The following is a 12469-nucleotide window of genomic DNA, read 5'->3' on the forward strand; positions in this document are numbered from 1 at the left end:
GATCTGACGTCTCGATTGGCCGCTGCCGGTGCAGCGGCTTTTTTTTGCGCTCGAAACCCACTATCCCAGCGGGTGCTTCTGCAGATTCGCCATCATCTGCTGCAAGGCCTGCAACGTATCCTGCGGATGAGTCGCCCCCTCGAAGTCGCCGATCTGCGCCCAATGCTCGGCCACCTGCTCCGGCGTGAACCCGCCATTGGGGTCGAATCCAACGCCAAGGCTTCGCTCCCATCGGACCTTGCCGACCCAGCCGCCGCCCACTTCATACAACTGCCCCGTGTCCTGGCACTGCTCGCTGCCCAGGTACACCACCACCGGGCTGATCAGCTCAGGCTTGAGACGTTCGAACACCTGCGGCGGGATCAGGCCTTCTGTCATGCGCGTGCCCCCTGTGGGCGCGATGGCGTTGACCAGAATCCCATGCTTGCGGCCTTCGATGGCCAGGGTGCGGGTCAGCCCATAGAGGCCGAGCTTGGCCATGCCATAGTTGGCCTGGCCGAAATTGCCGTAGATGCCGGACGTGGAGGCGGTGAAGATCACCCGTCCCCAGTTCTGCTCGCGCAGGTGCGACCAGGCGGCGCGGGTCACCTTGTAGGCCCCTTCGACATGGACCCGGTAGACCTGGTCCCAATCGGCGTCCTCCATCTTGTGGAAGGTCTTGTCCCGCAGGATGCCGGCGTTGTTCACCAGCACATCGACCCGCCCGAAACTGTCCAGCGCCTGCTCGACGATACGCGCACCCTCGGCCACCGAATCATGGTTGGCCACCGCGGTACCGCCTGCGGCGCGGATCTGCTCCACCACCCGGTCGGCTGCCGATGCGCTGGCGCCTTCGCCATGGGTCGAGCCGCCCAGGTCGTTGACCACCACACGTGCACCACGGGCCGCGAACAGCAGTGCGTGGGCCCGGCCCAAGCCACCGCCGGCCCCCGTGACGATCACTACGCGGTCTTGCAGATTTACCGGCTCGCTCATGCTCAAGGCTCCAGGCAAGAATTGGGATACCTGGAGTGTCCGCCAGCCATCGGCAGCGGACAATCAAGCGCAGTGACGCTGAATGGCAGGCGATAACACAAGGCGATGATCGCCGCGCTCAGGACCAGGCAACCCGCTGCGGTATATAGCTCAGGGGCTGCTCGCGAAACGCCAGGTAATGACGCAGCACCTGCACCGGCGCTTCGGTGTGCGGATAGTGGCCGATCCCCTGCAACACCACGGTATCGGGGTCAGGCACGAGTTGCCGGTAGCGCTCGACCATGTGCGCCCCCGACAGCGGATCGACCGCGCCATTGATCAGGCGCAACGGCACGCCCTCCGCCTGCAGCGCACCGATCCAGCGTTGTCGCTGTGCCTGACGCTCCGGCACATAGGCCATCAACTTGTGCAGGATGCGCGTCCCGCGGTTTGACACCATCAGGCTCCAGCAATCGTCCAGCGCGCTTTCGCTGGGGTGGGTGCAAGGGCCGTAGACCTGGCTGACATTGCGCACCAGATCATCCCGCCCGAACGAACGCGCCACCAGCCAGCCCAGCGGGCTGAGCAACAGCTTCTGCACCAGCAGCAACGGACACAGCTCGGGGAACAGCGCGCTGTTGAGAAACGCACAACTGGCGATGTCGACACGCCCTTCGTGATGGCGCGCGAGCAACTCCTGGGCGACGCTGCCACCGTAGTCGTGGGCCAGCAGGTGCACCGGCTGTTCGATTCTCAGGTGGTCTAGCAGCGCCTGCTGCAGATCGGCCTGCTCCATCAGGCTGTACTCGTGATCCGCGGGCTTGGCCGAGTCGCCGAAGCCGAGCATGTCGCAGGCCACCACGCGAAAGCGCTGCGCCAAGGGTGCCCACAGGTAGTGCCAGTCCCAGCTGGCGGTAGGGAAGCCATGTAACAGTAGCAAGGGCTCTCCTTGCCCTGCTGTCCAGTAACGGATGCTCTGGCCCCGGAAGGAAAAACTCTGTCCCCGGGTACGCCAGACGCACAATGGAATTTCGGCCAAAGGCATCGGAATCGTCCCGCTGATCAGGTGTTGACGGTATAGGGCAAGGCTGCGCTCATTGCATGTCACCTCGGCACTTGCATGTGCTCTCTATGTCGAGGCTGAGTCTAGTCAGCGCCTTGAATGGCGGAACTTACCTTGGCAGCCAGCTTGATGACCGTGCAGGACACTGGCACGAACGGTCATAGCAGGCAGGCGAGCAATGGCGCGGCGAACAGGTTGAGCAGGCCGGTCAGCACCATCACCAGCCCCGCCACCGAGCCCTCCTCCCCGCCCACTTCATGGGCGCGGCTGACCCCGGCGCCATGGGCACCGACTCCAAACAGTGCGCCACGCGCCAGTGACGTACGCAGCGGCAACACCCGCAGCAGCAGGCCGCCGAACACGGCCCCCAGCACACCGGTGAACATCACGAACACCGCGGTCAGCTCGGGCACACCGCCCAGGTCGTGGGCCAGCGGCATGGCGAACGGCGTGGTGATCGAGCGCGGCACCAGTGACAGGCTGACCGACTCATCCAGCGCCAGCAGATGCGCCAGCCCCCAGGAACTGGAGATCGACGCCAGGCTGCCCGCCAGCATCCCCAGCAACAGCGCCGGCCAATGTCGCGCCAGCATCGCCCGCTGCTGCCAGATCGGCACGGCGAAGGCCACGGTGACCGGCCCCAGCACGCCGATCAGCCAATGGGTGTTGCGGGCATACTCGGCGTAGGCGGTGTGCAGCGGAACCGCCACCGCCAGCAGCAGCGCCGGGACCAGCACCAGCGGCGACAGCAGATAACGGCCAGTGCGCCCATACAGCCAGCGGCTGAACAGATAGGCCGCCACCGTCAGCGCAAGCCAGAACAGCGACATCGGTTCAAGCTTCATGGCGCAGGCTCCACCGGCAGACGAGTTCGACCGTGAGCGCCGTGACCACCATCACCACCAAGGTGCTCAAGGCGATTACCAGCAGGATGCGCCACCCCTCGCTGCGCATCAGGCTGCCGTAGTCGAGCAGGCTCATCAGCGCCGGGATGAAGAACAGCAGCATCTGCGCCATCAACCAACCGGCGCCCCGTTGCAAAGCGCCCGGCTTCACGGCCCCCACGGCAAACAGCACCAGCAACAGCACCATGCCCATGACCCCGGCCGGGATCGGCCAGCCAAGCCAGACGACAAGTTGGCCGCCAATCAGATACAGAACAAACAACACACACAACTCGGCAAGCAGGCGGGGCAACGCATTCGATACGATGGCTTTCATGATCGGTTTCCTCGGGATGGGCTCATTTTAAAAAGCCACTGCCAAGGCCAAAAGCGAATTGTTAGACTGCCATCCATTCCAATCTGGAATTCATGCAATGGAATTCAAGCAACTGCGCAGCTTCATCGAAGTGGTTCATCGAGGGGGATTCACCCAGGCCGCACACACGCTGCACATCAGCCAGTCGGCGGTGAGCAAGCAAGTGGCCCAGCTTGAGGAAGACCTCGGCCAACCCCTGCTCGAGCGCCAGGGCTCGCAACTGCATCTCACCGCCGCCGGACGCATCGTGCTCGAACGCGGCGAGGCCCTGCTGCGCCAGCGCCATGAGTTGCTGACCGAACTCGACGACCTGAGCCAGATGGCCCGCGGCGAACTGCGCCTGGGTTTGCCGGTGGTCGGCGGCGAGGCCCTGTTCGCCAGCCTGTTCGCCGAATACCGGCGGCGCTATCCGAACATCACCGTGCACCTGGTCGAAGGCGGCAGCCGGATCGTCGAACAGGGGGTCAGGAGTGGCGAACTCGAACTCGGGGGCAGCGTCACCCCGAGCGACCCGGCCTTCGACTATCAACCCTTCTGCAACGAACCGCTCGATGCATTGCTCCCAGACAACCATCCCTTGGCCGAACGCGACGGAGTGACCCTACGCCAACTGGCCGATACGCCGTTCCTGCTGTATCACCGCAGCTTCATGCTCAACGACAAACTGCTCAGCGCCTGCGAGCAGGCAGGTTTCATCCCAAAGGAGGGCGGGCGCAGCGGCCAGGCGGATTTCCTCACCGCGCTGGTGGCCGCAGGACAGGGCGTGGTACTGCTGCCCAGCGTGGTGGCACGTGGGCTGGAGCGTGATGGGGTGGTGAGAGTGCCGCTGGTGGAGCCTGGCCACCTGCGCTGGGACATCGCGTTCATCTGGCGGCGCGGAGCGTACCTGTCGCGAGCGGCGCAGGCGTGGCTGGCGTTGGTGCAGGAGCGCAAAGGAGGGTGAGCGGCGAATCGCCACTCACCCTCCCTGGAAGAAACCTTGCTCGCAAGAAGATCGCGCCCCGCGGCTTACGCCTTGAGCAGCTGCGCCAGCTCTGCCAGCCAGGGCTCTGCGTCCGTTTCCGGGGTCACGGTCTCGCTGGCATCCAGTCGCAGCATCGGCTGCACTTCCCGCACGCCGAGCTCGGCAAACAGCTCGCGCATCTGCTCGCCCCCGCCGCAGTAGGTGTCGCCATAGCTCGAATCGCCCAGGGCCAGCACCGCGCCCGGCAAACCGCGCCACTCGCCCGGCAGTGCATCGCGAATCGTGCTGTACAGCGGCATGAGGTTGTCGGGCAGCTCACCCATCCCGGTAGTCGAGGTCACCGCCAGCAGCGCCTGAGGCGCAAAACCGCGCAGATCCTCGAGGGTGGCACGCGCCGCATGCCAGGCTTCGAACCCGGCAGCCTTGAGCAAGGATTCGGCATGACGGGCGACTTCTTCGGCGGTGCCATAGACCGAGCCTGAAATAATGGCGACTTTCATCAGGAGAGGATTCCGAAACTGAGTGAAAACGTAGGATACTACCATTCGACAGTGGCAAAAGGCCGCTCCACTTGACTCCCATGGCCAGGAACATGATCAACGCGCAACTGCTACACGCCATGATCGACGCGTCGAACGACGGCATCGTGGTCGCCGAACAGGAAGGTGACGACACCATCCTGATCTACGTGAACGCAGGCTTCGAACGCCTCACCGGATACGCGCGCGACGAGATCCTCTACCAGGACTGCCGCTTCCTCCAGGGCGACGATCGCGACCAACTGGGCCGCGCCCGCATCCGCAAGGCCCTGGCCGAAGGTCGGCCGTGTCGCGAGGTACTGCGCAACTACCGCAAGGACGGCAGTGGGTTCTGGAACGAACTGTCGATCACCCCGGTGTACAACGAGGCTGATCAACGCACCTATTTCATCGGCATCCAGAAGGATGTCAGCCGTCAGGTCGAACTCGAACGCGAGCTGGCCGACGCAAACACCCGACTGGCCGGGCAACCATCCGTCCAATGACCTGAACCAAACGCCCCGGGCACAGTCCATGGCAGTGAAGAACCCACCGACGACGCCCGACCCGAGTCCGATCATGCAAGCAGACGCCCTCCTTACTCAGGATGAGCTGGATTTCATTCAGGACATGCAGCACACGCCCCAATTGAACCTGGCCGACCCCACCTCGAGCCTCCTGGTCAATGGCGACCGTCGTCTGCAGCAATTGCTCACCCGCCTGGTGGCCAACGAGCAGGTCACCCTGCAGGCGCAATTCAACAACCAGCAGATCAGCATTCCCCTGCAACTGGTAGAAGACGAGTTCCACGCCCTGCACCTGCAACTGGGCTCACCGGAAATCTATGAAGACGGCCCGATGCTGCGGCCCTGGCGCCTGTCCCTGGACCAGCCGGCCGCACTGGTCGACGCCCGCGGCACGCAGAGCGAGCTGTGGGTGCGCGATATCTCGTTCAAAGGGGTACTGCTGCAAGTGAACGGCGAGGCCCAGGCGCCCAGCCACTTCGAGCTGTTCTTCGCCCCACCGGGCATCGAGCCGATCGGGCTGCACGGCACGCTGCGCCGCCGCATCGGTCCGGACCTGGCGGCCTACGACCTCAGCCACAGCCCAGACGACGAAATCGACCGCCTGCGTGAGTACATTCTCCAGGCCCACCGCAAGGCGCACCCAGAGTTGCACGCTCAGGTATCGATCTGACCGGCGAGGAACTGGCGCAACCGCTGTTTCATCAACACCGCGTGGGCGCCCAGGCAGCCCACCGGCCCGCCCTCTAGATTGTCCTGAGCCATTTCGGCGGTCTCGCCTGCCAGCAACAGCGGGCAGTTCACCCGCTGCGCCAGGCGTGCCAGGCGCTTGTCCAGGTCATTGGCCGGGCGATGGTTGTCGAACAGCACCAGTGCATCCGGCGCCAACCGCTCGCAGACCAACGCCAGCTCTTCGACAGGCTGCCCCGGTGCCAGCACCGTGACCGCCACCTCGTCACTGCCCAGCAGCAGCCCCGCCACCAGCAACTCGAGCTCCTGGCCTTGTGCCGACAACGGTGACAGCAGTATCCGTCGGCTCTTGGGCTCACGTGCCAGTTGCAGGCGCAACAGCACCCGCGCGCGCAGGAACTGGTCGAGGAACAGCCACTCGCTGGCCTGCCCATACCCCGCCTGGCTGGCGCGCAGGGCCTGCCATACCGGCATGAACACCTCACCGAAGACCTGCTCCAGCGCATGGCTGGCAAACACCTGCTCGAACAACCGCCCCAACTGCGCGGCATCGAACTGGCGCACGGCCTCGCGCACCTGGGCCTGCCAGCGTGAGCGGTCGCCAACCGTGCTTCCGGCCCAGGCCCCCTCCGCCGGCCCCTGGCTACGTGCCAGGATACTGCCGACCTTGCTCACCGCGACGCCACGGCGCAGCCAACCCAGGATACTGTCGATGGCGTCGATGTCGGCCTGCGAATACAGACGATGGCCACTCTCGGTGCGGGTCGGCTGGATCAGCCCATAGCGGCGCTCCCAGGCGCGCAGAGTCACCGGGTTGACGCCAGTCAGGCGCGACACTTCGCGGATCGGAAACAGCTCCTGATGCACCAGCCCATGTGCGATCAGGGCACTCGCTTGTGGCTCTTTCATGAGCGTGACAACTCTGTCTCGTAGATATGTGACGGCCATTCTACGCCGGTATCGGCCAGGGGTCAGCGCAACCTTGCGGTCACAACACTGACCGGTCACGAAATATACGCGATAATCCGCGCCCGATTCTTGCATCCACGTCTGCGTCGCCCACCACCCCGGGCACAGGCCAAGGGGCCGGCTACCCGCCAGCCCCGTCGTAAGGAGATACACGATGTCTACCGCACCCGTCACCCTGATGGTGTCGCGCCGCGCCGCCAATGGACGCTACCAGGACCTGCTGGCCTGGCTCCATGAAGGCGAGCAACTGGCCACCGACTTCCCCGGCTACCTGGGCTCGGGCATCCTCGCGCCGCCCGCTGACAGCGATGCCTTCCAGATCATCTTTCGCTTCAACGACGAACCGACCCTGCACGCCTGGGAACATTCCGCCTCGCGACGCGCTTGGCTGCAGCGTGGCGATGGCCTGTTCGAGCGCCCCGAAGAGCGGCGCTTCAGCGGCATCGACGCCTGGTTCGGCACCGAAACGGTGCATAAACCGCCGCGCTGGAAGCAGGCTACCGCCATCTGGCTGGCGTTCTTCCCGGTGTCGCTGCTGTTCAACCTGTTGTTCGGCCACTGGCTGGCAGCGCTGGACCTGCTGCCCCGGGTACTGCTGAGCACCCTGGTGCTGACGCCGCTGATGGTTTACCTGTTCATTCCGTTGTCCACCCGCCTGCTGGCCGGCTGGCTCAATCCCCCGGCACGCCCGGCGTCACGGCGCCGCGAAGGGTTGCGCAGCCGCTGAGGAGCGGGCTCGCAAGCCCGCGCAGTTCGGGTATGCTGGGGCACGAACGAACAGACGAACAGACTGCCCCGAACATGAACAGCCCTATCCTCATCACCGGAGCCAGCCAGCGCGTCGGGCTGGCCCTGGCCCTGGCGCTGGCCAAGGCCGGCCATCAGGTGGTCAGCGCCAGCCGCAGCCTTCATGCGCAGGCCGCACACCCGAACATCATCCAGTTCCAGGCCGACCTCACCCGCGAGGCCGACCGCCTGGCGCTGATCGAACACCTGCAGCACAACTATGATGGCCTGCGCGCAATCATCCACAACGCCTCGCTGTGGCTGGACGACGACCTGCAGAGCCTCGACACCATGTTCCGCCTGCACGTCGAGGCGCCCTACCACCTCAACCTGGCGCTGGGCGAAAACCTGGCCAAGGTCGAGAAGGCCGACATCATCCACATCTGCGACGAAACCTCCTCACGCGGCAGCAAGAGCCATATCGGCTATGCCGCAACCAAGGCCGCGCTACAGAACATGGTGCTGTCGTTCGCCGAAAAGTACGCGCCCAAGGTGCGCGTCAACGGTATCCTGCCGGGCCTGCTGATCCTGAAGGAAGGCGGCGACGAACAGTACCGCCGGCAGACCCTGAAAAAGGCCCTGCTGGAATTCGAACCGGGTGCGCAGCCGCTGATCGAGGCGGTGATGTTCCTGCTGCAAAGCCAGTACAGCACCGGCAGCCAGGTGGTCATCAACGGTGGCCGCCATCTGAAGAACCGCATGACCTGAGGTAAGCCCCATGACTGAGCAACAACAGCTCGAACTCGAAGCCGCCGCATTCCGGCGCCTGGTCGATCACCTGCAAAAGCGTACCGACGTGCAGAACATCGACCTGATGAACCTCTCCGGCTTCTGCCGCAACTGCCTGTCCAAGTGGTACAAGGCCGCCGCTGACGAGCGCCAGGTCGAGCTGAGCCTGGACGACGCCCGCGAAGCGGTGTACGGCATGCCCTACGCCGAGTGGAAAGCCCAATACCAGAAAGAAGCCAGCGCCGAGCAGCAAGCGGCGTTCGAACAAGGAAAACCCCGTGACTGACCTGAACACCCTGCGCAACAGCCTCGCCAGCGGCGAACACGTTTTTGCCGACACCCTGGGCTTCATCGCCGCCAACTACAGCTACCAACCCCAGGCCTTCAACAACGGCGGCGTGGAAAACGCAGCCGGGCAGAACGAGGGCTCCTGCAAGACCCTGGGCCTGGCCCTGCTGGAAGGGCTGAGCGATGAGGAAGCGCTGCTGGCCTTTGGCGAACACTACCGCAGCGTGCTCGCCACCCCCGAGGGCAGCGACCATGGCAACATTCGCGCGCTGATCAAGCACGGCCTGGCTGGCGTGCAGTTCGCAGCACAGCCGTTGAATCGCAACGCCTGAGCGAAGCGACCGGCGCAGCAGTAGCCGCGCCGGCCCCCATCAGCTCAAGCGCTGGCCCGGCATCCCCTCCGACAGCACACCATCACGCAACCACTCCAGCGCAATCGGCCACAGGCTCGCCCGAAAGCGATCATGGAAAAACGCGAAATGCCCGACCTCCTGCTCGCCGATATCAACAGGCGATATGCGCAGATGGCGAGGTTGGGCATGGTCCAGATAGCCCAGCAACCGCTCCGTCGCCGCCACGGTGCCGAAGGGATCGTCGCTCAGGCTCACCGCCAGGGCCGCAGCCTGAACCTGGGCGAAGGGCCGCGCCTGCAGCAGCCGTCCACTGGGCCGATGTTCATAGCGCGGTGCCGGCGTGCTCCAGTCACGCACCACCCCGGCCGGGGTGTCCTCCATCCAACCCAGGCGCTTGCCGGGGAAATAGCCCAGTAGCCGGGTCAGCAATGGCATCACCACATGCCACTTGCCCACCATCCGCCAGCGCCCTTCGGCCGCATAGTCACGCCAGTAGGCAAACTGTGCCCCGACCATCACCAGCCGCCGCACCTGCCCGGCCGAGGGCGCCAGGCCGGTTGCCCAGCCACCGAAGCTGTGCCCCACCACATTCACCGGCTGCCCGGGGAATTCGCTGGCAGCGCGCTGCAGGATGGCCTCGAAGTCCAGGCAGCCCCAGTCGCTCCACGACGCCTGGAAACCACGCAACGATGCCGGGCGAGACTCGCCGATACCACGGTAGTCGTAGCTCAGCACATCGAAGCCGTGGGCGAACAAGTAGTCGGCAAAGCGAGCGTAGTAGCGGCAGCGCACCGAGGTGGCCGCGTTGATGATCACCAGCGGGCGCTGGGGGTCGGGCTCGGCGTGGCGCCACTGGAAACCGCCGAGGCTGTAGCCGTCGGCGGCTTCATGGCGAAAGGCAGTCGCAGGTTGGGTCAGGCTGCTCATGGTGGGCTCCCTGCGCCGTCGCGCCGGGAGGCGGGCGGCGTTTTTTGTCATCCGCCCACGCTAGCAAATTTTTCGCTGGCTGTACCGGCCTCAGGTGGTCGGCAACGCCCGCGCCACTCCAGGCTTGCGCAGCACCTCCAACCGCGAACCTTCATAACGCGTTTCGCGGAACAGCTTCCAGCGCCCGAACAGGCCATACACATGCATCACCCGCCCCTGCTCGTGATAGCCCATGCGCAGGTGCAGCTTCATGGCCGGCACGTTGTGCGTCTCCACCACGTCCACCACCTTGCGGCAGCCCTTGGCATGCATGGCGTTCCACAGCTCGACCTGAGCGGTGACCGACAACTCGCTGCCGAAGTAGCGCCGGGTCATCTCGCCGCCGAACTCGAAGAACTCGCCAGGCTTCACCGGGAAGGTGCAGCCGTAATAGTGCTTGTCGTGGTAGTCGACCACGCTCGCCCAGATGAAGGCTACCGCGTCACCGTGCTCGTCCAGGTACATGTGCCCGGTATGGCCATCAGCAGCCAGTTCGCGCATGGTTTCCACGCGATCGCCGAAATAGCGCGCAAAGGCGTCGGCATTGGCGGTGATGATTTCCACTAGGGTGACCGGCGGATGTTCCTTGAGTTTGTAGGGCGGCACGGGAGTGACCAGGTCGCGTTCCATCCACAGCAATTCCCAGTGGAAGAATACGTAGCGTTCGACCAGGGTCTTGAAAGTACGCTTGAGACCCTTCTGGCGGATCCGTTCTTGTAGTTTTTGCAATGCGCGCATGCTGCCTCCCCGGCCCAGGCGAGATTGCCGGACCAATAGCTGCTGTATAGATCAGGGAGAAAGCGGCCATAGCAAAGGGCCACCTGAGGATTTGTTGCAGAATGTTAACAAGCCCACGGAGGGAACCGCGCAACCGGGACAAACGGCTGCGCGGTCAAGGGCTTGCTTACAGCTCGACGCAGTCGAACCGTACGTCGGTGGCCACGTCTTCGTCGTAGTTGACGTCAGCGCGCTCGAAACCGAACAGGTTGAGGAACTGCTTCTTGTAACCGGCGTAGTCGGTCAGTTCGAACAGGTTCTCGGTGGTGACCTTGGGCCACATGGCCTTGCAAGCGTCCTGCACGTCGTCGCGCAGTTCCCAGTCGTCCAGACGCAGGCGAGCCTTTTCGTCCACTTCGGCCGGAGCACCATCGGCGCGGTACATGCGGTCGCGGAACATCCGATCCAGCTGGTCCTGGGTGCCTTCGTGAACGCCTTTCTCCTGCATGATCTTGAAGACCATCGACAGGTACAGCGGCATCACCGGAATGGCCGAGCTGGCCTGGGTGACCACCGACTTGAGCACGGCGACGTTGGCACCGCCCTTCACTTCACCGGCCAGCTTCTTGTCCAGGCGCAGTGCGGTTTCGTCCAGGTCCTGCTTGGCCTGGCCCAGGGCGCCGTGCCAGTAGATCGGCCAGGTGATTTCGGTGCCGATGTAGCTGAAGGCCACGGTGCGCGCGCCTTCGGCGAGCACGTCGGCGCCGGCCAGGGCGTCGATCCACAGCTGCCAGTCCTGGCCACCCATGACGGTGACGGTGTCGGCGATTTCCTGCTCGGTGGCCGGCTCGATGCTGGCCTCGATGATGGTGTCCTTGTTGGTGTCGATGGCGGTCGACTTGTACGGCTGGCCGATCGGCTTGAGCGCCGAGCGGATCAGCTCGCCGGTCTGCGGCAGCTTGCGTACGGGCGAGGCCAGGGAGTAGATGACCAGGTCGACCTTGCCACCCATCTCGTTCTTGATCAGCTCGATCACCTTGGCGCGGGCTTCGTCGGAGAAGGCGTCACCGTTGATCGACTTGCTGTACAGACCCTCGGCCTTGGCGAACTTGTCGAAGGCAGCGGCGTTGTACCAGCCTGCAGTGCCGGCCTTGGTCTCGGTGCCCGGCTTTTCGAAGAACACGCCCAGGGTGTCGGCCTTGAAGCCGAAGGCGGCGGTGATGCGTGCTGCCAGGCCGTAGCCGCTGGAGGCGCCGATCACCAGGACTTTCTTCGGACCATCCTCGCGCACGCCCAGCTTGCGGGTGGCTTCGATCTGGTCACGGACGTTGAGCTCGCAGCCCTTCGGGTGAGTCGTGGTGCAGATGAAACCGCGTACCTTGGGATGAATGATGGCCAATGTCTGTACCTCGTCAGGTTTATGCTGGGGAAACGCCGCAGGGGCGATTCCGATTGATCAGAGGGTGAGACTACCCCCGCAAGTCATCCGACACATATTACGGGGTCAAGGGCCCGAGCAAAACCCGAATCCGAAAGCGACTCGCTCCCTGTAGGAGCGACCGTGTGTCGCGATCGGGCGCGAAGCGGCCGTAAACCAGGCGGCCGAGGTATTCCTCACAGATCGCGGAGCCTGGTTTTACGGCCGCTTCGCGCCCGATCGCGGCACAAGGCCGCTCCTACACAGGGAC

16 protein-coding genes are annotated in these 12469 nt (G+C 64.5%); 7 read left to right on the forward strand and 9 right to left on the reverse strand.

The annotated features are described in order from the left end of the window. Positions 1–60: 60 nt before the first annotated feature. The 4 genes from IAE40_RS21405 to IAE40_RS21420 all read right to left on the reverse strand — a co-directional run bounded on the left by IAE40_RS21405 (position 61) and on the right by IAE40_RS21420 (position 3238). Entirely contained in the window at positions 61–975 is a 915-nt protein-coding gene (locus IAE40_RS21405; protein ID WP_200603824.1) for an SDR family oxidoreductase, read from the reverse strand. A gap of 118 nt (positions 976–1093) precedes the next feature. Next, the gene (locus tag IAE40_RS21410; protein WP_197892844.1) at positions 1094–1999 is read right to left on the reverse strand and encodes an alpha/beta fold hydrolase; all 906 of its coding nucleotides are present in this window, start codon (positions 1997–1999) and stop codon (positions 1094–1096) included. 176 nt (positions 2000–2175) lie between these two features. After that, positions 2176–2862: an LrgB family protein gene (locus tag IAE40_RS21415; RefSeq protein WP_054893516.1), complete on the reverse strand. Its 687-nt coding sequence runs from the start codon at positions 2860–2862 to the stop codon at positions 2176–2178. Continuing rightward, a complete protein-coding gene (locus IAE40_RS21420) occupies positions 2852–3238 on the reverse strand; it encodes a CidA/LrgA family protein (RefSeq protein ID WP_153772521.1) in 387 nt (128 codons plus the stop codon). Before IAE40_RS21420 ends, IAE40_RS21415 begins: the two co-directional genes overlap by 11 nt. A 97-nt stretch (positions 3239–3335) precedes the next feature. Between IAE40_RS21420 and IAE40_RS21425 the strand changes: the two genes are divergently transcribed. After that, positions 3336–4220: a LysR family transcriptional regulator gene (locus tag IAE40_RS21425; RefSeq protein ID WP_200603825.1), complete on the forward strand. Its 885-nt coding sequence runs from the start codon at positions 3336–3338 to the stop codon at positions 4218–4220. A 65-nt stretch (positions 4221–4285) separates the two neighbouring features. On the opposite strand, the gene IAE40_RS21430 is transcribed toward IAE40_RS21425, so the two are convergent. Next, positions 4286–4741, reverse strand: coding sequence for a flavodoxin (locus tag IAE40_RS21430; protein WP_200603826.1), 456 nt, complete (start codon positions 4739–4741; stop codon positions 4286–4288). A 92-nt stretch (positions 4742–4833) separates the two neighbouring features. On the opposite strand from IAE40_RS21430, the gene IAE40_RS21435 reads away from it, so the two are divergent. Then, a complete protein-coding gene (locus IAE40_RS21435; RefSeq protein WP_200603827.1) occupies positions 4834–5265 on the forward strand; it encodes a PAS domain S-box protein in 432 nt (143 codons plus the stop codon). A 73-nt stretch (positions 5266–5338) separates the two neighbouring features. Continuing rightward, on the forward strand, positions 5339–5956 hold the full coding sequence (locus IAE40_RS21440) for a hypothetical protein (RefSeq protein WP_200603828.1): 618 nt from the start codon (positions 5339–5341) through the stop codon (positions 5954–5956). Here IAE40_RS21440 and IAE40_RS21445 read toward each other — a convergent pair. Then, on the reverse strand, positions 5941–6882 hold the full coding sequence (locus IAE40_RS21445) for a MerR family transcriptional regulator (RefSeq protein WP_200603829.1): 942 nt from the start codon (positions 6880–6882) through the stop codon (positions 5941–5943). The genes IAE40_RS21440 and IAE40_RS21445 overlap by 16 nt on opposite strands. 214 nt (positions 6883–7096) lie before the next feature. On the opposite strand from IAE40_RS21445, the gene IAE40_RS21450 reads away from it, so the two are divergent. The 4 genes from IAE40_RS21450 (at position 7097) to IAE40_RS21465 (ending at position 9077) form a co-directional block, all read left to right on the forward strand. Next, entirely contained in the window at positions 7097–7669 is a 573-nt protein-coding gene (locus tag IAE40_RS21450) for an antibiotic biosynthesis monooxygenase (protein WP_197892837.1), read from the forward strand. 74 nt (positions 7670–7743) lie between these two features. Beyond that, complete coding sequence (folM, locus tag IAE40_RS21455) at positions 7744–8436, forward strand: dihydromonapterin reductase (protein ID WP_371926196.1); 693 nt, start codon at positions 7744–7746, stop codon at positions 8434–8436. 10 nt (positions 8437–8446) lie between these two features. Continuing rightward, on the forward strand, positions 8447–8743 hold the full coding sequence (locus tag IAE40_RS21460) for a DUF1244 domain-containing protein (protein WP_063543065.1): 297 nt from the start codon (positions 8447–8449) through the stop codon (positions 8741–8743). Next, the gene (locus IAE40_RS21465) at positions 8736–9077 is read left to right on the forward strand and encodes a HopJ type III effector protein (RefSeq protein WP_153772527.1); all 342 of its coding nucleotides are present in this window, start codon (positions 8736–8738) and stop codon (positions 9075–9077) included. Before IAE40_RS21460 ends, IAE40_RS21465 begins: the two co-directional genes overlap by 8 nt. Positions 9078–9116: 39 nt before the next feature. On the opposite strand, the gene IAE40_RS21470 is transcribed toward IAE40_RS21465, so the two are convergent. From IAE40_RS21470 to fabV, 3 genes are all read right to left on the reverse strand, one after another. After that, a complete protein-coding gene (locus IAE40_RS21470; protein WP_054893528.1) occupies positions 9117–10025 on the reverse strand; it encodes an alpha/beta hydrolase family protein in 909 nt (302 codons plus the stop codon). Positions 10026–10115: 90 nt separating this feature from the next. After that, positions 10116–10802 (reverse strand): N-acetyltransferase, encoded by a 687-nt coding sequence (locus tag IAE40_RS21475; RefSeq protein WP_200603830.1) that lies wholly within the window; start codon positions 10800–10802, stop codon positions 10116–10118. A gap of 166 nt (positions 10803–10968) precedes the next feature. After that, entirely contained in the window at positions 10969–12180 is a 1212-nt protein-coding gene (fabV, locus tag IAE40_RS21480) for an enoyl-ACP reductase FabV (RefSeq protein WP_063543055.1), read from the reverse strand. Positions 12181–12469: the final 289 nt, after the last annotated feature.

This window comes from Pseudomonas sp. S44 (genome assembly GCF_016624805.1).
GTDB classification, from domain to species: Bacteria; Pseudomonadota; Gammaproteobacteria; order Pseudomonadales; family Pseudomonadaceae; genus Aquipseudomonas; species Aquipseudomonas machongensis.

What these genes read in the sequence shown, in the direction of transcription:
- IAE40_RS21405 (WP_200603824.1), bottom strand. Translation starts at nt 975, where the DNA reads ATGAGCGAGCCGGTAAATCTGCAAGACCGCGTAGTGATCGTCACGGGG.
- IAE40_RS21410 (WP_197892844.1), bottom strand. Translation starts at nt 1,999, where the DNA reads ATGCCTTTGGCCGAAATTCCATTGTGCGTCTGGCGTACCCGGGGACAG.
- IAE40_RS21415 (WP_054893516.1), bottom strand. Translation starts at nt 2,862, where the DNA reads ATGAAGCTTGAACCGATGTCGCTGTTCTGGCTTGCGCTGACGGTGGCG.
- IAE40_RS21420 (WP_153772521.1), bottom strand. Translation starts at nt 3,238, where the DNA reads ATGAAAGCCATCGTATCGAATGCGTTGCCCCGCCTGCTTGCCGAGTTG.
- IAE40_RS21425 (WP_200603825.1), top strand. Translation starts at nt 3,336, where the DNA reads ATGGAATTCAAGCAACTGCGCAGCTTCATCGAAGTGGTTCATCGAGGG.
- IAE40_RS21430 (WP_200603826.1), bottom strand. Translation starts at nt 4,741, where the DNA reads ATGAAAGTCGCCATTATTTCAGGCTCGGTCTATGGCACCGCCGAAGAA.
- IAE40_RS21435 (WP_200603827.1), top strand. Translation starts at nt 4,834, where the DNA reads ATGATCAACGCGCAACTGCTACACGCCATGATCGACGCGTCGAACGAC.
- IAE40_RS21440 (WP_200603828.1), top strand. Translation starts at nt 5,339, where the DNA reads ATGCAAGCAGACGCCCTCCTTACTCAGGATGAGCTGGATTTCATTCAG.
- IAE40_RS21445 (WP_200603829.1), bottom strand. Translation starts at nt 6,882, where the DNA reads ATGAAAGAGCCACAAGCGAGTGCCCTGATCGCACATGGGCTGGTGCAT.
- IAE40_RS21450 (WP_197892837.1), top strand. Translation starts at nt 7,097, where the DNA reads ATGTCTACCGCACCCGTCACCCTGATGGTGTCGCGCCGCGCCGCCAAT.
- folM (WP_371926196.1), top strand. Translation starts at nt 7,744, where the DNA reads ATGAACAGCCCTATCCTCATCACCGGAGCCAGCCAGCGCGTCGGGCTG.
- IAE40_RS21460 (WP_063543065.1), top strand. Translation starts at nt 8,447, where the DNA reads ATGACTGAGCAACAACAGCTCGAACTCGAAGCCGCCGCATTCCGGCGC.
- IAE40_RS21470 (WP_054893528.1), bottom strand. Translation starts at nt 10,025, where the DNA reads ATGAGCAGCCTGACCCAACCTGCGACTGCCTTTCGCCATGAAGCCGCC.
- IAE40_RS21475 (WP_200603830.1), bottom strand. Translation starts at nt 10,802, where the DNA reads ATGCGCGCATTGCAAAAACTACAAGAACGGATCCGCCAGAAGGGTCTC.